The sequence below is a fragment of the Bradyrhizobium arachidis genome, from assembly GCF_024758505.1.
GTDB lineage: Bacteria > Pseudomonadota > Alphaproteobacteria > Rhizobiales > Xanthobacteraceae > Bradyrhizobium > Bradyrhizobium manausense_C.
Genome location: NZ_CP077970.1, coordinates 4,003,103 through 4,019,315, shown reverse-complemented (window position 1 = coordinate 4,019,315; position 16,213 = coordinate 4,003,103). Strand labels below are relative to the sequence as shown.

The window sequence follows — 16,213 nt, the reverse complement described above, 5'->3', positions numbered from 1 at the left end:
GAATACGTTGCCAGTTTAAGGCATTGAAATCATTGGAGCGGGTGAAGGGAATCGAACCCTCGTATTCAGCTTGGAAGGCTGCTGCTCTACCATTGAGCTACACCCGCATCTTGGGATCACCTAACACGGCAGGACGGCCGCCTCAACCGCCGACGCAACTTGACAGGCAACTTGGCAACAGTCCCGGTTCCGGCCCTAAACCCTTGCGATTGCGGCCTTAACACCGGCGCGGCTGCGCCCTATATTAAAGTCTCCCGAAACCAACGAAAGGAGGTGATCCAGTGTCTTATCTCAAGCGCTGTCACCTCGCTGGGATCGCCCGCTAAGCTTCTCGCATGAGAGCCTGGCATCGGGGCGCTCTCAGCCCTGGACCAGCGAGACAAGAAATCGGGCGCGACGGGGTCACTCCCGCCGCGCCTTTTCTTTTGGACGATCTAGATCTAGTTCTGACGCGTTTTCTTTATGCGAACCGGCGTCCACTTCGCTCGAAAAACGCTTTAGCCGGGCCCGCCCAGCACCTCGCGGAGCTTCTGCGACAGCTCCATCTTCCGGTAGGGCTTTTGAAGCAGCGCCACGCCGGGATCGAGGTGGCCCTCATGCATGAGGGTGTTGTCGGTGTAGCCCGAGGTGAACAGCACTTTCACGCCGGTGCGGCGCGCCCGGATCGTATCCGCCAGTTCCTTTCCATTCATGCCGCCCGGCATGATCATGTCGGTGAACAGGAGATCGAACTTGGCGCCCTGATCGACGAACGCGAGCGCGGCCGCGCCGTCGCCGGCGACCAGCGTGCGGTAGCCGAGGCTGCCGAGCTGGGCGATCACATAGCCCTGCACCAGCGGGTCGTCCTCGACCACGAGGATGGTCTCGTGTCCGCGCGACGGACCGGGCGCCTGCAGCGGCTCGGCGCGCACCGCCGCCTGTCCCACCGAACGCGGCAGAAACAGTCTTACCACCGTGCCGCGGCCTTCCTCGCTCTCGATCGTGACGGTGCCGCCGGTCTGCTTGGCAAAGCCGAAGACCATGCTGAGGCCGAGCCCCGTGCCGTGCCCGATCCCCTTGGTGGTGAAGAACGGCTCGAACACGCGGTCGCGGATCTCGGCGGGGATGCCATGGCCGGTATCGGTGACGGCGACCATCACGAATTCGCCCGGCCGAACCTCGCCGTCGCCGGAGTCCGCGATCGACGCGAACGCCAGATTGCCGGTCTCCAGCCTCAGCTTGCCGCCGCCCGGCATCGCATCGCGTGCGTTGACGGCCAGATTGACGATTGCCGAGGAGAGCTGCGAGGGATCGGCCATCGCGCACCACGCGTCCTCAGCGAGCGCCGTCTCGATGTTGATGTGCTCGCCGAGGATCGGCTTGAGCAGCCGCGCCGTCTCGCGCACGAGACCGTTGACGTCGATCTCGCGGGGATCGAGCGGCTGGCGGCGGGCAAAGGTCAGGAGCTGCGAGGTGATCTCGGCGCCGCGCGTCGCCGCATCGTCGATGAGCTGGGCGATCGCGGCAAGCTGCGGCTTGTCGGCGAGCCCCTCCTGGAGGATCTCGATCGTGCCGGTGATGACTGTGAGCACGTTGTTGAAGTCGTGCGCGACGCCGCCGGTGAGCTGCCCGATAGCGTCCATCTTTTGCGCCTGTCGTAGCCGCTCCTCGGTCTCGTGCTGCTCGGTGAGGTCGGTGGCCGATCCGCGATAGCCGAGGAAGCGGCCGTCATCCGCGAAGACCGGCTGGCCGTTGACGCTGACATGACGGATGCGTCCTGCGGCGTCGCGGCCACGGTACTCGAACTTCCGGAACGGCTCGTGCCTATCAAGCAAGGCCATATGGTCGAGCCATTTCTGCGGCTCGCTGTCACGGTCGGCCGCGGTGTCGCCACGGCGTCTGCCGATCACGTAGTTGCCGCCGATGCCGAAGGCGTTTGCGCGGTCCGAGATATAGGTGAACACGTGGTCGGGCCCGGTCTCCCAGAACCAGTCGGACGCGGTCTCGGCATAGTCGCGAAAACGCTGTTCGCTTTGCCGCGCGTCCTCCTCGGCGCGCTGCCGGATCACGAGGTCGCGTTCGAGCTGGGTGTTGGCCTGGCGCAGATCGCCATAGGCGCGCTGCAGGCTCGCGCACATGGCGTTGAACGCATCGATCATCTTGTCGAGCTCGTCCGGATTGCGCGGCGGCCGGCGGTCGAGCTGAAGCGGCGGCGGCGGCCGCACCAAATTGTATTTGCTGACAAAGCCGGCGATGGCGACGAGATGCCGGGTCACCAGCAGGTAGAACATGTATATGATGAAGAACGAGACCAGGAAGGTTTTTGCCGCCTGACTGGCCAGGATCACCAGCCCCCGGTTGACGAGTTGCCGATACACCTCCGTCAGCGTTGCCCGCACCTGGAGCACGCCGATCTGCCGACTGGTCCCGGCCACGACATAGGTGAGCGGATAGTCCCGTTCGAGCGCCGAGCGAGTCGCGGATTCGCCGACCGCGATGCGGATGGGATTGGGACGGTCGGCGATCTCGCGAATCTCGACGGCGCTAATATCGGGCAGGCGCAAGATGCCGTTGAGCTGGAGCTTGAGCTGATTCTGATCGAGGCTCCACAGGCTTTCGCCGAGACTGCCGAGATAGCTTCGGCCGATTTCGTCGAGGCGCGTCTCGATGACGTTCACCTCGCGATTATAGTCCAGATAGAGCTGCAACGCTGTCAGGGTCAGCGTCACGAGCGAGCTGAACAAGAGCACCGCGGCCAAAAGGCGCGGGCCGATGCCGCCGCCAAGCCAGTTGAAAACTCGGGACAAACGCGCAGTGAGAAGCGGCTGCACGATCGGCGCTCCGATACCGCTCAACTCGTCCTTCGACGCCGCCGGCGCAACGACGCGCTTGCGGCCGAGGTCGTTCTCTCCTCCACTGCCCATGCACCGCTCCCCCGTGATGGCGGCATCCCTGCCGAGGCCAGCCCCACGCAGCCTCTAGCAAGCCAACATTCGGCCCACTCCTTCAAGACCTGCTCGCATAGCCTCCCTGCCGGTCCCTGTGCAATTGGCTCGTCGGGGGTCAAATGTTCCGCCCAGCGGCAGGAAGCCGTCACAAACTAGCACCGGGCGTGCTAAATTGACATCGGTGAAAGTTCGGAGCCGCCCGCTGCGGCGGGCTGAAGGCGGTCCCGGAAAGGGACCACCTTCCGGTAGATCGCGTTGATCCCTCAATCCAGCGGTAGCAATGGACGGACAAGGAGACGCGTGATGTGGCGAACATTTCTAATCGGGACGCTGCTGCTGCTTCAAGGTAGCCCGACGCAGGCCCAATCGGTGATCCGGCTCGCGCGAATCGCCGACATCCCGGATCAATATGTCGGCGGCGAAATGCTGCGGGAGGTCTACGCGCGTCTGAACATCAAGCTCGAATTCGAGGACGTCCCCGGCAAGCGCGCACTCGCGCTCTCGAGCGCCGGCGAGCTCGACGGCGAGATCCAGAGAATCGCCAACCTCTCAAAAGACTATCCGACGCTGGTGCAGATCTCGCCACCGATCAACTTTATCGAACCCTCGGTCTTCACCACCAGGCTTCGCTTCGACGTCGCCGGCTGGGATTCGATCAAGGACTACAGCATCGGCATCGTGCGCGGCGTCGGTTCGTCGGAGGCCGGCACGCGGGGCATGAGCCGCGTCACCGCGACAACGAGCCTGGAGAATATGATCCAGATGCTCGATGCCGACCGCTTCGACCTGATCGTGACCGATCTGTTCAGCGGGCTGGTCGCGGTGCGGAAGCTCAATCTGGAGGCCCGCATCTATCCGCTCTCCCCGCCATTGCAGCGCATCTACATCCATCATTATTTGCACGAGCGGCACCGCGATCTCGTCCCGAAGGTCGGCAAGGCGATCGCGGACATGGAGGCCAGCGGCGAACTGGCGCAACTGCGGGCATCACTGGTCAATCAGGTGCTGGGCGATCGCTAGAGCCTTTTCCGTTCCGATGGTATCGGAACGGGGCTCCAGATTCTTGTTTGCGTCTCTAGGGCCAGAACGAGATCAGGCGAAGCCGCTCGCGGATCGCCACGATCGCAATCAGCATGCCGATGAACCAGGCCAGTGCGGCGCGCTCGAAGTCGGCACTCAAAAGCAGCGTGAACACGCTGGTCACCGCGCAGGGCGCGATTGCCTGGTTGGTCCTGCTTGCAAGAGATAGAACGAAGGGAATTGCAGCAATCAGCACGGTCGAAAGGGTCATGTCGAGCGAGCTCTCTCAGCGGCGGCGCAATCAGAAGCCGCACACGTTGAGCGACCGCGGCCGCTTGCCCCGCCGGCTCTCGACGATCTGCTCGCCGCCGTTCGAGGCCGAGCTGCCATAGTAGCGATGGTGGCCGCTCTGGTCGTGCAGATCGCCCGAATCGGATTGCGCCGATCGCCGTGCGTCACAGATGATCTTGATGCTTCGACCTGACATTGCCGCCTCCGCTGCCGCTGCTTTGTGCAGCGTTCTCAGTGGCTATCAGTCGCGACGGTTGTGCGTCGCGTTCACACACGCGGCAGACAATCGGGTTTCAGGATTGTTTCGTCACGGCACAACGACGCAATATTTCGTGTCCGCGGGTTGTCGGGGACGGCCTGCGTGATACGTCCTCAGTGCGCGCGGATGCGCAAAAAACAGACGAGGTAACGATGCTCTACGCCATTCTGGCCTATCACGTGGAAAGCGAGCTTTTGTCCTGGACGCCGGAAGAGGACGCCGCGGTCGTCGCCAAAGTCATCGAGGTTCAGGCGCCCCTGAGAGCAAGCGGACATCTTGGGCCGGCCGCGCGTCTGGATGACACCAAAAAGGCCCGCACCGTGCGCGGCCCCGGCGCGGGCATGGTGCTGGACGGCCCGTTTGCCGAGACCAAGGAGCAGCTTCTGGGCTTCCATCTTCTGGAATTCGACACGGAAGATGAAGTGATCGCCGCGGTGCGGAGGCTGCGTCAGGTCAATCCGACTGCGGTCTACGAAATCCGCCCGGTTAAGCTTTTCGTGCCGGCCGACGGGTTTGGCGCGACACCGGCCGAAAAATGACGGACGGCGCTACTTCGCCGGTCCCGACGTGACAATGCGCTGAATCAAAAGCCCGCCAAAAGCCAGGAACCACAGATAGGGCGCGTATTGCGGCGCGACCGCCGCTACCGCCGTGCCTGGCACGAACACCAGCAGCGGAAGAGCGCGGCCATGAATTCGTTGCGCCATCCCCCCGCCCGGCGTCCAGCCGGATTGCAGATTGGCCTGATATCGCCGATTCTGGCCCACTCTCAGGGGGGCGATTCGTGGCGGCGGCGACATATCTGGATACGCTCAATGGCGAGCAGCGCCGCGCCGTCGAGCATGGCGTGGGCGACGGCGGCACGGTCGGCGGCCCCCTCCTCGTCATTGCCGGTGCCGGCTCCGGCAAGACCAACACGCTCGCCCACCGGGTCGCCCATTTGATCGTCGCCGGCGCCGACCCGCGCCGCATCCTGCTCATGACCTTTTCGCGGCGCGCCGCGGCCGAGATGGCATCCCGCGTCGAGCGCATCGCACGCAAGGTGCTCGGCGAGAACAAGGCCGCTGTGATGCGCGATGCGCTGACCTGGGCCGGCACCTTCCACGGAATCGGCGCACGGCTGCTCCGCGAATACGCCGAGCGGATCGGCATCGATCCCGCCTTCACCATCCACGACCGCGAGGACTCCGCCGACCTCATGAATTTGGTGCGGCACGAATGCGGCCTTTCGAAAACGCAAAACCGCTTTCCCGCCAAGGGCACTTGTCTCTCGATCTATTCCCGCTGCGTCAATGCCGAGATGGCGATCGAGAAGGTGCTCGGACAGCATTATCCCTGGTGCTCGGGCTGGGCGGCGGAACTGAAGGGCTTGTTTGCCAGCTATGTCGAGGCCAAGCAGGCGCAGCACGTGCTCGATTATGACGACCTGCTGCTCTACTGGGCGCAGATGATGAGCGATGCGCTGATTGCCGAGGAGATCGGCAGCCGCTTCGATCACGTGCTGGTCGACGAATATCAGGACACCAACCGCCTGCAATCCTCGGTCCTGCTGGCGCTGAAGCCGGAGGGACGCGGGCTCACCGTCGTCGGCGACGACGCGCAGTCGATCTATTCGTTTCGCGCGGCGACCGTGCGCAACATCCTCGAATTCCCGCAACAATTCTCGCCGCGCGCGGAGATCGTCACGCTCGACCGCAATTACCGCTCGACGCAGCCGGTTCTGTCGGCGGCCAACGGCGTCATCGGCTTGTCCAAGGAGCGGTTCACCAAAAACCTCTGGACCGACCGCACCTCCTCCCAGAAGCCGCAGCTCGTCTCGTTGCGCGACGAGGCCGAGCAGGCGCGCTACATCGTCGAGCAGGTGCTCGCCAACCGCGAACAGGGCTCGCTGTTGAAACACCAGGCGGTGCTGTTCCGTACCTCGTCGCATAGCGGGCCGCTCGAAGTCGAGCTGACCCGCCGTAACATCCCCTTCGTGAAGTTCGGCGGGCTGAAGTTTCTCGACGCCGCCCACGTCAAGGACATGCTGGCGCTGCTGCGCTTCGTCGAGAACCCGCGCGACCGCGTCGCCGGCTTTCGCATTCTCCATCTCTTGCCGGGCGTGGGACCGGCGACCGCGCAACGCGTGCTCGACCAGATGGCCGAGAGCGCCAATCCGATCCATGCGCTCTGCCAGCTCCCTGCCCCGCCTCGTGCCGGTGCCGACTGGACGGCGTTCATCCAAGCAATCGAGAATCTGCGCTATTCCGAATGGCCCGCCGATCTCGATCGCGCGCGGCTCTGGTACGAGCCGCATTTGGATCGCATCCACGAGGATTCCGAGACGCGCCGCGCCGATCTGGTGCAGCTCGAGCAGATCGCCGGCGGCTACGTCTCGCGCGAAAAGTTCCTGACCGAGCTGACGCTCGACCCGCCTGATGCCACCAGCGACCAGGCCGGCGTTCCCCTGCTCGACGAAGACTACCTGATCCTGTCGACCATCCATTCCGCAAAAGGCCAGGAATGGAAGTCGGTCTACGTGCTCAATGTCGTCGACGGCTGCATGCCGTCCGACCTCGGAACCGGCACGAGCGCTGAGATCGAGGAGGAGCGCCGCCTGCTCTATGTCGCGATGACGCGCGCCAAGGACGATCTGCACCTGGTGGTACCGCAACGCTTCTTCACCCACGGCCAGGCCGCGCAAGGCGACCGCCACGTCTATGCCTCGCGCACCCGCTTCATTCCGGAGGCGCTGGTACCGCTGTTCGAGCGAACGAGCTGGCCGCAAGCGGCAAGCGGTCAGGCACGGACGGCCGCGCAAGGGCCGAGGATCGACGTCGGCGCGCGCATGCGGGGGATGTGGCGGTAGACGCCGACCAATTCATCAAGGAGCAGATTGATGGCAAACACAGGCAAGAAAGAGATTGTGGCGCAGCTCGATGCTCTTCGGCGGCTTGCCCGTGACGTGCTCCAGAAGTCGAAGGACCAGACCATGGTCCACATCAGGGACCGGCGCGCGCTTCGCCAGCAGCAGATGAAGGCGATCCAGGCGATCGACGCCGAGATCGACGGGCTCAAGCAGTTGCGCCGCCGCGTCCTGCGCTCGCGCAGCGCCGGCGAGATGGCCGAGAAATTCACGTTCTGACATCGCGACGCGACGACGCAAGATATCGGCGTGGGCCGCGGGTTTGCTGGCGGAGGAGATGCGGGCGGGTTCCGCCCTAGCCTGCGCACCGGACCTTGCAGGAGGCCTCACTTGAAAGCCGTCGTCGTCGAACAATACGCGCCGATCGATCAAATCGAGCTCAAGGACGTCCCGATGCCGCCCGTCGCGGCGGGACAATTGCGGATCAAGGTTCACGCTGCCGGAATCGGATTTGTCGACGGCTTGAAGGTTCAGGGACTGTACCAGACCAAGGATCCCCTGCCCTTCACACCCGGAACGGAGTTTGCCGGCGTGGTCGACGAAGCTCCCGACAACGCTGCGGGCTATGTGCCCGGCATGCGCGTGATGGGCATGGCGCGATCGGGGGCGCTCGCCGAATACATCACCGTCAATGCCGAGGCGGTGCACCCGCTGCCCGACGCTGTTGCGGCGGAGGTCGGGGCCTCCTTCCGCGCCAATTACCTGACCGCGCATTACGCGCTCAGCGCGCGCGCCATGCTGGCGGCGGGCGAGCAGCTCCTCGTGCTGGGCGCGGCCGGCGGCGTCGGCATTGCCGCAGTGCAGATCGGCAGGCTGCTCGGCGCGCGCGTCATCGCCGCGGCTTCCACGCCGGAGAAGCGCGACTTTGCGCGGGCGCACGGCGCCGACGCCGTCATCGACTACACGCAGCCGAATTGGCGCGACGCGCTGAAGGAGCTGACCGGCGGCCACGGCGCCGACGTCATCTTCGATCCCGTCGGCGGCGAGATCTCGGTGCAGGCATTTCGCTCGATCGCCTGGCGCGGTCGGCATCTCGTGGTCGGGTTCGCAGCGGGCAGCATTCCGGCGCTGCCGTTCAACCTGCCGCTGCTCAAGGGCGGCGCGCTGCTCGGCGTCGACCTCGCGCAGATTCCGACACGCGAGCCCGACGTCCAGAAGCGCCTGATGGCCGAGCTGACGAGCTGGCTCGCCGAGGGCAAGCTCAAACCCGTGGTCGGCCGGGTGTTCGCATTCGCGGATTTTCGCGACGCCTTCAAGGCGATGCAGACGCGCGACGCGCTCGGCAAGATGGTGGTGCGGATCTCGTCCTAAACGCGAATTGGGTTCACGAACGGAAACCGAGCATTTCCCGTCACGATCTTGCGGCTGGTCAGCGGTCCCTTATCTCTCGGGTTCTTCCCGACAGAGATCTGATCAATGACCAAACCGCTCGAGCTCGGACTGGATACCTTTGGCGACGTCACCAGGGACGCGAACGGCGCGCTGTTGCCGTACGCGCAGGTGATCCGCAACGTCGTGGACGAGGCGGTGCTGGCCGACGAGCTCGGCATCGACTTCATCGGGCTCGGCGAGCACCACCGCTCGGATTTTGCAATCTCCTCGCCCGAAACCGTGCTTGCGGCGATCGCCGCGCGCACCAAGCGCATCCATCTTGGTTCTGCGGTGACCGTGCTGAGCTCGGACGATCCGATCCGCGTGTTTCAGCGCTTTGCCACGCTCGATGCGGTCTCGGGCGGCCGCGCCGAGGTGATCCTTGGCCGCGGCTCGTTCACGGAATCCTTTCCGCTGTTCGGCTTCGACCTGCGATCCTACGAAGAGCTGTTCGAGGAAAAGCTCGACCTGTTCGCGGCGCTCCTGAAGCAGGAGCCGGTGAGCTGGCAGGGCAATCTGCGCCCGCCGCTGCAGAACCAGCGCGTGTTTCCGCCGGTCGAGACCGGCACGCTGAAGACGTGGATCGGCGTCGGCGGCAGCCCGCAATCGGTGGTGCGCGCCGCGCATTACGACCTGCCCCTGATGCTCGCGATCATCGGCGGCGATCCCGCGCGCTTTGCGCCCTATGTCGAGCTCTACCACCGCGCCTCCAGGGAGTTCGGCCGGACGCCAAAACCGATCGGCGTGCATTCACCGGGCTACGTCGCGGAGACCGACGATCAGGCGCGCGAAGAGCTCTGGAGCGACTACAAGACCATGCGCGACCGCATCGGCAAGGAGCGCGGCTGGCCGCCGATGGGCCGCGACGAGTTCGTCAATGAAGCCGATCACGGCTCGCTCTATGTCGGCTCGCCGGAGACAGTCGCACGCAAGATTGCAGCGACGGCGAAGGCGCTCGGCATTGCGCGGTTTCAGTTGAAGTATTCAGCGGGTCCCCTGCCGCATGAGAAGCTGATGCGGAGCATCGAACTCTATGGGAGGAAGGTGGTGCCGATGGTGAGAGAGATGGTGGGGTGAGCGCGACCCGAGTTGCGCTCAAAGTCGCTTCTTGGCGAATGCGCGTCCCGAAGCTGACTTTAGATATTTCTCGAACGCAATCGCCTGCTGCTCGTCAGAAAACGCGACATAGGTCTTGAGCTCCCACGGCGTGAACTTCGATGTGTGCGGGACTTCACCAGCGTTGTGCTTTTTGAGACGAGCCCGAAGGTCGGACGTGAGACCGACGTAGAAGCGATTTGGATCGCTCGTGCTCCTGAGAATGTACACTTAGATCATGCGAGCATCTTCCGGAGGTCTCTAAGCCCGCCTACGCCCTTTCGGGCTACGGCGCGGCAGCCTTCGCTCGCTTCGCGCCACGACCGCCTGAGCTGGCCTGCCGAGCCGTAGCTCGCGAAGCGAGCGAAGGCTGGTGGGGGAGGCAGGACTCGAACCTGCGAAGCCATGAGGCGGCTGATTTACAGTCAGCTCCCTTTGCCACTCGGGACACTCCCCCGCTCGACGGCAGCACTATCGGGCCGGACCTTGCCGGCGGACCGAAAACGGCCATGGAACGTGAAGGCCGCAACAACCCGGATCGGGGCGCGACCGGGCGCGTTTATGGGCGATGCGGCAGGGCAAAGTCAACCGAGGCGTTCGGGGAAAATCGTCCATAATGGCCTCTGGGGACGGCCAAATTGCCATATTCCGGAACCCGTGACACAAGCGCAGCCATGAACGATCGAAAATTCGCTCCCAAGGGCCGCCGCCGCGACGGTAAGCCCTTCAAAAAGGCCGAGAAATCGGCCGGCCGCCCGGCCTGGCGCGAGCGCGATTCGGGATCCGACGGCCCTGCCATCCTGTACGGCTGGCACACCGTGACCCTGGCGCTTGCCAACCCGGCCAGGCGGATCCGCAAGCTGATCCTGACCGAGAACGCCGCCCGGCGGCTCACCGAGGAAAACATCCCGACCCGGATCACGCCCGAGATCGTCCGGCCCCAGGAGATCGACCGGCTGCTGTCGCCGGACGCCGTGCATCAGGGTCTGCTGGCGGAGGCCGATCCACTGCCCTCGCCTGACATCGAGACGCTCGCGCCGGAGGGTATGGTGCTGGTGCTCGACCAGATCACCGACCCGCACAATGTCGGCGCCATCCTGCGCTCGGCCGCGGCCTTTGCAGTGAAGGCGATCGTCACCACCGCGCGCCATAGCCCCGAGGCTACCGGCGTGCTGGCGAAGGCCGCCTCAGGCGCGCTCGAGCTGGTGCCTGTTGTGACCGTGCAAAATCTCGCCCGCGCGCTGACGGCGTTGAACGATCGCGGTTTTCAGACCGTCGGGCTCGACAGCGAGGGTTCGGAAGATTTGAGCGAAGTTGCGCTGCGCGAACCGCTGGCGCTGGTGCTGGGCGCCGAGGGCAAGGGCCTGCGGCAATTGACGCGCGAGACCTGCAGCGTGGTGGCGCGGCTCGACATGCCCGGCGAGATCAAGAGCCTCAACGTCTCGAACGCCGCGGTGCTGTCGCTTTATGTCGGCGCGAGCCGGCTTGGATTGATGAAGCGCTAGCGCAAACGAAAGCGCCCGTCCGCATGATGCGAACGGGCGCTTCGAAATCAGCTCAACCGATCGGGCGATCAGTAATAGCGGCGCAGCACGCGGTGGCCGTAATAGTAGCCGGGCGCGTGGCGATGCGCGTAGCCATAGCGCGGGCCGTAGGAGACGCGCGGCAGGTAGCCGACGCGCGGTCCGTAGCCATAGCGATACGGACGATAATACGGACGGTAGGGAGCGACCGCGGCCGCGCCATAGCCATAACCGTACGGGCGCGCACGGTAGCCGTAGCCGTAACCGGGCGTCACGACAGCGTCTTCCCGATAGGTCGGATACGGCGCGAAGGCGCCCGGACCGGTGTAGGTCGGGCCCTGGTTGACGTAATAATACTGCGAGGTCGGCTCGGCGAGGCGCTCAAAGCCGGCGCCATAACCATAGCCATAACCATACCCGCCGCAACCGGTGTTGCAGCCCGAATAGACCGGCGCAACGACGGGCGCGCAGCCACTCCAGCCGCAAGCCGCAGCCGGGGCTGCACCTGCGACCAACACGGCGGCTGCCGCGACCAGTCCTGAAATCATCTGACGCATTACTCTCTCCTGTCGATTTTCGTTCGTTGGTTTTGACTTGGTTTTTAACGTGCTTGCTTTGCTTGCCTTGCTTGCTTGGCTGGCGTCTTACCTGGGCGACCTGCCGGGCGCTTCCGCGTGAGGCACCGGACGAGGACGATGGTGGCGCGGTTCGCCGCCGATCTCCGGCGCCAGGATCACCGGCGGCGGGTTGACAGGAACGTCCATTTGCGCCGGCAGCGGCGCCGATTGCGCACCCCAGCTCCGATAGTAGCTCTGCGCCGGCTGCGGCAATTTGCGGTTGGCGGGCGGCTCGACCTCGAGGCGCCCATAGCCGGGCCGCAGTCCCATGGTCGGATAATAGTGGCCGACTTCCGGAGGCTGACGATCCGGGACGTAGCGGCCGCCATAGATCGTGGGCTGCACCTGCTGGTTCTTCGCGAGGCCCCACTCGCCTTCGATCACGGCATAGGACGCGTCGATGCCGTTGATGATGACCGGCACGCCGGGACGGCCCGGGACGACGATCTCGAACCCGTCGCCGGCAAGCGCCGACGCAGGCAGTCCGATCAGAAACGCAACGAGCGCAAAAGCGCGCATGGACGGGCCCCGGTTATTCGGCGCGCAACCTAACCGATCGCCGGACACAGAGGGTTAAGGTGACCCCGATTAATTCCGGTAAGCCTAATGCGTAAGGATTGGCAGGGACTCAAATGCCGGAAAGCGCGCTATCGAATCGTTAACGCCGTCGCGCCCGCGACGCAGCGTCGGCACCGAGGTTGCATGGCACAAGATGCACATCCCCAGCGGGTTCACGTCGATTTGACCTCTTGTGCGAGAAACAGCGGAACGGCTGCCACACGTCGCACTTAGCCAAGGTCTCAACCAAAAATGGAGCCTCCCATGGTGAGCCCAAGACTCTTGAGCACAAGACTCTCCCACGCAGCTATTTTTGGTGCTGTCGCGATCGCGGCGTCGGCACTGGCGAGCCCAGCCTTCGCGCAAGGCCTCGATCCGGCGCGGTGCACGGGCCCGTTCCCGGACCCCAACTGCCAGAATTATCGCGCCGGAAATCCCGCCGCCGGAAGCCAATATCGTCATCGGCGAATGGTGCAGCGTGAAGCGAACCCGGACGGCTTCTGGCCGGCTGCGACCGCAGGCGCCGTCGCAGGCGCTGCCGTCGGCACGGCGGCCGCGGTCGCCACCGCGCCGTTCCGCGCCTGGGACAATTCCTACGCCAGCTACGACCGCAGCGGTCCCGGCTGGTCCGGCGACTGGAACAGCTACGCCGCCCGCAACGGCATCGTTTGCAGGCCCGGCACCTATTTCAAGAGCGAGGACGGCCGCCAGCATCTGTGCCAATAGCCGGTTCGCACGCGAATGAACCAGAACAGGCGGCCCTCCGGCCGCCTGTTTCATGCCGGCTGACCGGCGCCCGTTCTGGCACTTTCAGAACAAGTCTGGTATTGCGACCGCGCACGGGCAGACGCGCCGGCGCCACGCTGGCAGCCGTGTTCCCGAAGGTAGCCGGCTTAGCTCAGCGGTAGAGCAGCGGTTTTGTAAACCGAAGGTCGGGGGTTCAATCCCCTCAGCCGGCACCAGTATTTACAATGACTTACAGCAGAAATGTAGCCCGAACTTCCCCCTGGAGGGGACTCAACATACCTTGGGGATACATGGGGCTACATTCGAAACGATGAAGTTTTTTGTTCGGATCAGCATGTCCTTAAAGCGATCAATCGCCCGCCGATTCAAGCAAAAATGCGCCGAATTTCCCCGCACCATCCTCACCGCCGGCCGCCGCAGAGTCGTAAACGAACTCTGAATCGTCCAGCAAATTGTTCGCGGGACTCCCGGCGTAGAATCGCCGGATACTTCTCGTATGTGGATGCTTCCCAATTCGAGCCCCCTGAAGCGCTGGTTGCAGTGACGCTGGCGCTGTTCGCGGCCTCTTCAGTCAATTTGCTGATATATTGCTTGATGAACTAGTTGCGTCCAAGCGTACTAGCTGGCCGCGCCGCCGACGCATTCGGGCTTGCGATTGAGCAACTGGAGCGGGCACTCGCCGTAACCCGACCATTACGCCATGTTTCGAATTCCTTCAGTATCTCTAGCGGTTCTGAAGCAGACTAATCTTTCGGGACAGAATTCAGACCGCGGGGAGCGATAGCTCGCCAGAGATCACGACTGCGGCCTCGCACCACGGATCGTGATGCCTTCTGCATCGCGATCGACGACGCCGGCGGTGAGGAACGGATCAGCCTGCTCCGCAACCCCCTTCGAGCGGTCCGCCTGCGGATTGATGACGACGTAGGTGAGGTAGAGATCCTTGTCGCGCGCGTAGCGGTAGTAGCTCTCGAGTGCGCCGGCGCGGGCCGGATCGTAGGCCTTGAACACGTCGAGTCCCATGTACAGGCCGGAAATGCACGATGCGACGTGATCCGGCGCGCGGCCCATGAAGCCTGCATGCAACCCCGCCCATGCTTCCAGCGCCTTGCGCCGCTGGACCAGATCGGCATAGGACGCCAGAAGCTGCCAGATCCGGTTGGCACGTCCGGCATCGGTATCGAACGTCATCAGATCGACGTTTTCCTTGGCATTCGCAAAGTCGAACAACCCGGCCATCGAATTCGCGAGATTGCGGCATGGTGCGTCGTCACATCGCTCACCGAGGCGCCGTTGATGTAGATGGTCCGGCCATCCTTCAGGCCCGACAAATAATCCTTTGCGCTACGCATCGCAGTTCTCCAGTTCGAAGCTAGTAGTGAATGGGAAGCGGCCAGGTCGGCTCGCGCTGGGTTTCATCGACGAGATCGCGGTAACGACCGCGAAAGAAGATCAGAGGAGCGGCCGTCTCGGAACGGGTCGCGTGGCGCACGACACGGACGACGAAGAAGACGTGGTCGCCGCCCTCATAGATCGCGTAGGGCGCGCATTCGAAATGAGCCATCGCGCCCGAGATCAGCGGCGCCTCGGCATGGCCCACGGACGTCTTCACCTGGTCCCACTTGTCGGAAAGAGCGCGCGCGAACTGGTTGGAGATCTGCTCCTGATCGCGCGCGAGAATGTTGACGGCAAAACCATCGAGCATCGCGGGCAGACCGCGCGCATGCGTGCTTCTTAGGCAATCTCGCAAGACTATGATTTCGCGGAGAGAATAACCGTGACCGATGCGCCTTTTACGGCGTCGAAACCCGAGCTGCTCGACAAGGAAGGAGACCGCACGCTTCGCGGCCTTCTCTACGACTATTTCGCGTTCGGACCGCAGTCTGGAGGCCTGCCGGGAAATATTCGCAGGCTTTGTCGACCTCTCGCCGACCCAGTATCTGATCCTGATCCCGATCAAGAATTCGACTGCGGCGGAACCGATGGGCGTGAATCAGGTCGCCGAACGGCTGTACCTAAGCGGCGCCTTCGTCACTAACGAGATCAATAAGCTGGTTTCCGACAGCCTGCTCGAGAAGAGCCCCCATCCGGAAGACGGACGGCGGTGCAACTCACGCTCACCCAGCATGGAATGAGCCTATTGATCCGCCTTGCCGCATTGCAGCGCCCGGTCAATGACGCGTTGTTTGGAATGCTGACGCGCGAGGAGTTCAAAATGCAGTCTCAGCTTTTGTCTCGACTTGCTTCGAACGCAGACGGTGCGTTGAAGCTCGCCGAACATGTCAAAGCAACGCTCAGGCGTCAGGAGGATCAGCGAGCTGCCACAACAAACTCGCCGGAGTCTCGTAAGAAACGACGTTCGCCACTTCGCAAAACTCGGTGACGGTGGAAGGGCGGCTTCCGCTTGCTCCATCGCTCATCTCACCTGAGCTGGCAGTCATCGATTCAAACGCGAACAATTGCGGGACCCCAGAGATAAGAGCTCAGATTTGCCGCGCCAGTTGCCGCGTCGGCATTCGGCAGAGTCTCGAGCTGTGGCTAATGATGGTTGCGATGCAGCTACCATCAGAGCGTGCCGAAGAGGCCACGCATTGGCGCGCTTGTGCCTCTATCCCACCGTCCACAATGGCCGGAGGCGCTATTAACCGACGTTTGGCCCGACGGCATAATCGAAGAGCTTTTTTCGCCATCGCAAGCGCAAACGTCGGTTGCTCCGCAAGCTCGGCCTGGGCATCACCGTGACCGGGGCGGGAGGGATCGAACCTCCGAATGGCGGAATCAAAATCTGTTTGATTATTCAATGGCTTCAACGCGCATTTGGAAAAAAGCGCAGAATTTCGCTCCAGCGAAACCAATAGCTTGGCATTTGTTTCCAAATGAAGAGCGATCTGCGAGACGCG

Annotated in this window: 18 protein-coding genes and 3 tRNA genes; 10 read left to right on the top strand and 11 right to left on the bottom strand. The window is 63.6% G+C overall.

Annotated elements, in window-relative coordinates; translation table 11 throughout:
- Positions 1-33 precede the first annotated feature (33 nt).
- Together KUF59_RS18315 and KUF59_RS18310 are read right to left on the bottom strand one after the other, a co-directional pair.
- Positions 34-107 (bottom strand) — tRNA-Gly (locus tag KUF59_RS18315).
- 390 nt (positions 108-497) lie between these two features.
- Positions 498-2,903 (bottom strand): ATP-binding protein, encoded by a 2,406-nt coding sequence (locus tag KUF59_RS18310; RefSeq protein ID WP_212458475.1) that lies wholly within the window; start codon positions 2,901-2,903, stop codon positions 498-500.
- Between the two features lie 327 nt (positions 2,904-3,230).
- Here KUF59_RS18310 and KUF59_RS18305 point away from each other — a divergent pair, with 327 nt between their 5' ends.
- Positions 3,231-3,947, top strand: coding sequence for a substrate-binding periplasmic protein (locus tag KUF59_RS18305; protein WP_212458474.1), 717 nt, complete (start codon positions 3,231-3,233; stop codon positions 3,945-3,947).
- A 55-nt stretch (positions 3,948-4,002) separates the two neighbouring features.
- On the opposite strand, the gene KUF59_RS18300 is transcribed toward KUF59_RS18305, so the two are convergent.
- Together KUF59_RS18300 and KUF59_RS18295 are read right to left on the bottom strand one after the other, a co-directional pair.
- A complete protein-coding gene (locus KUF59_RS18300) occupies positions 4,003-4,218 on the bottom strand; it encodes a hypothetical protein (RefSeq protein ID WP_212458473.1) in 216 nt (71 codons plus the stop codon).
- 30 nt (positions 4,219-4,248) lie between these two features.
- The gene (locus tag KUF59_RS18295) at positions 4,249-4,434 is read right to left on the bottom strand and encodes a hypothetical protein (RefSeq protein WP_212458472.1); all 186 of its coding nucleotides are present in this window, start codon (positions 4,432-4,434) and stop codon (positions 4,249-4,251) included.
- A 215-nt stretch (positions 4,435-4,649) separates the two neighbouring features.
- On the opposite strand from KUF59_RS18295, the gene KUF59_RS18290 reads away from it, so the two are divergent.
- A complete protein-coding gene (locus tag KUF59_RS18290; protein WP_212458471.1) occupies positions 4,650-5,036 on the top strand; it encodes a YciI family protein in 387 nt (128 codons plus the stop codon).
- A 9-nt stretch (positions 5,037-5,045) separates the two neighbouring features.
- Here the strand turns inward: KUF59_RS18290 and KUF59_RS18285 are convergent, their stop codons facing one another.
- Positions 5,046-5,204 carry a hypothetical protein gene (locus tag KUF59_RS18285; protein WP_408918100.1) on the bottom strand — a complete coding sequence of 53 codons (159 nt, stop codon included), beginning with the start codon at positions 5,202-5,204 and terminating at the stop codon, positions 5,046-5,048.
- A gap of 77 nt (positions 5,205-5,281) precedes the next feature.
- Here KUF59_RS18285 and KUF59_RS18280 point away from each other — a divergent pair, with 77 nt between their 5' ends.
- The 4 genes from KUF59_RS18280 to KUF59_RS18265 all read left to right on the top strand — a co-directional run bounded on the left by KUF59_RS18280 (position 5,282) and on the right by KUF59_RS18265 (position 9,850).
- Positions 5,282-7,345 (top strand): ATP-dependent helicase, encoded by a 2,064-nt coding sequence (locus KUF59_RS18280; RefSeq protein WP_212458470.1) that lies wholly within the window; start codon positions 5,282-5,284, stop codon positions 7,343-7,345.
- 30 nt (positions 7,346-7,375) lie between these two features.
- Complete coding sequence (locus KUF59_RS18275) at positions 7,376-7,621, top strand: hypothetical protein (protein WP_212458469.1); 246 nt, start codon at positions 7,376-7,378, stop codon at positions 7,619-7,621.
- A 111-nt stretch (positions 7,622-7,732) separates the two neighbouring features.
- Positions 7,733-8,713, top strand: a complete 981-nt coding sequence (locus KUF59_RS18270; protein ID WP_212458468.1) for an NADPH:quinone oxidoreductase family protein — start codon at positions 7,733-7,735, stop codon at positions 8,711-8,713.
- A 105-nt stretch (positions 8,714-8,818) separates the two neighbouring features.
- Complete coding sequence (locus KUF59_RS18265) at positions 8,819-9,850, top strand: LLM class flavin-dependent oxidoreductase (RefSeq protein WP_212458467.1); 1,032 nt, start codon at positions 8,819-8,821, stop codon at positions 9,848-9,850.
- Between the two features lie 18 nt (positions 9,851-9,868).
- Here KUF59_RS18265 and KUF59_RS18260 read toward each other — a convergent pair whose 3' ends face one another.
- Both KUF59_RS18260 and KUF59_RS18255 read right to left on the bottom strand, forming a co-directional pair.
- Positions 9,869-10,099, bottom strand: coding sequence for a GIY-YIG nuclease family protein (locus tag KUF59_RS18260; protein WP_258769835.1), 231 nt, complete (start codon positions 10,097-10,099; stop codon positions 9,869-9,871).
- A 140-nt stretch (positions 10,100-10,239) separates the two neighbouring features.
- Positions 10,240-10,325: transfer RNA gene (locus KUF59_RS18255), tRNA-Tyr, on the bottom strand.
- A gap of 217 nt (positions 10,326-10,542) precedes the next feature.
- On the opposite strand from KUF59_RS18255, the gene rlmB reads away from it, so the two are divergent.
- Complete coding sequence (rlmB, locus tag KUF59_RS18250; protein WP_212458466.1) at positions 10,543-11,373, top strand: 23S rRNA (guanosine(2251)-2'-O)-methyltransferase RlmB; 831 nt, start codon at positions 10,543-10,545, stop codon at positions 11,371-11,373.
- Between the two features lie 68 nt (positions 11,374-11,441).
- Here rlmB and KUF59_RS18245 read toward each other — a convergent pair whose 3' ends face one another.
- Both KUF59_RS18245 and KUF59_RS18240 read right to left on the bottom strand, forming a co-directional pair.
- Positions 11,442-11,948 (bottom strand): hypothetical protein, encoded by a 507-nt coding sequence (locus KUF59_RS18245; RefSeq protein WP_212458465.1) that lies wholly within the window; start codon positions 11,946-11,948, stop codon positions 11,442-11,444.
- A gap of 87 nt (positions 11,949-12,035) precedes the next feature.
- Complete coding sequence (locus tag KUF59_RS18240) at positions 12,036-12,527, bottom strand: hypothetical protein (RefSeq protein WP_212458464.1); 492 nt, start codon at positions 12,525-12,527, stop codon at positions 12,036-12,038.
- A 303-nt stretch (positions 12,528-12,830) separates the two neighbouring features.
- On the opposite strand from KUF59_RS18240, the gene KUF59_RS18235 reads away from it, so the two are divergent.
- Positions 12,831-13,292, top strand: coding sequence for a hypothetical protein (locus KUF59_RS18235; RefSeq protein ID WP_212458463.1), 462 nt, complete (start codon positions 12,831-12,833; stop codon positions 13,290-13,292).
- Positions 13,293-13,453: 161 nt separating this feature from the next.
- Positions 13,454-13,528 (top strand) — tRNA-Thr (locus tag KUF59_RS18230).
- Between the two features lie 580 nt (positions 13,529-14,108).
- Here the strand turns inward: KUF59_RS18230 and KUF59_RS18225 are convergent.
- Both KUF59_RS18225 and KUF59_RS18220 read right to left on the bottom strand, forming a co-directional pair.
- Complete coding sequence (locus KUF59_RS18225) at positions 14,109-14,552, bottom strand: 4-hydroxyphenylacetate 3-hydroxylase N-terminal domain-containing protein (protein ID WP_258769834.1); 444 nt, start codon at positions 14,550-14,552, stop codon at positions 14,109-14,111.
- A gap of 133 nt (positions 14,553-14,685) precedes the next feature.
- On the bottom strand, positions 14,686-15,018 hold the full coding sequence (locus KUF59_RS18220) for a flavin reductase family protein (protein WP_258769833.1): 333 nt from the start codon (positions 15,016-15,018) through the stop codon (positions 14,686-14,688).
- 79 nt (positions 15,019-15,097) lie between these two features.
- Here KUF59_RS18220 and KUF59_RS18215 point away from each other — a divergent pair, with 79 nt between their 5' ends.
- Entirely contained in the window at positions 15,098-15,448 is a 351-nt protein-coding gene (locus KUF59_RS18215) for a MarR family transcriptional regulator (RefSeq protein WP_258769832.1), read from the top strand.
- Positions 15,449-16,213 lie beyond the last annotated feature (765 nt).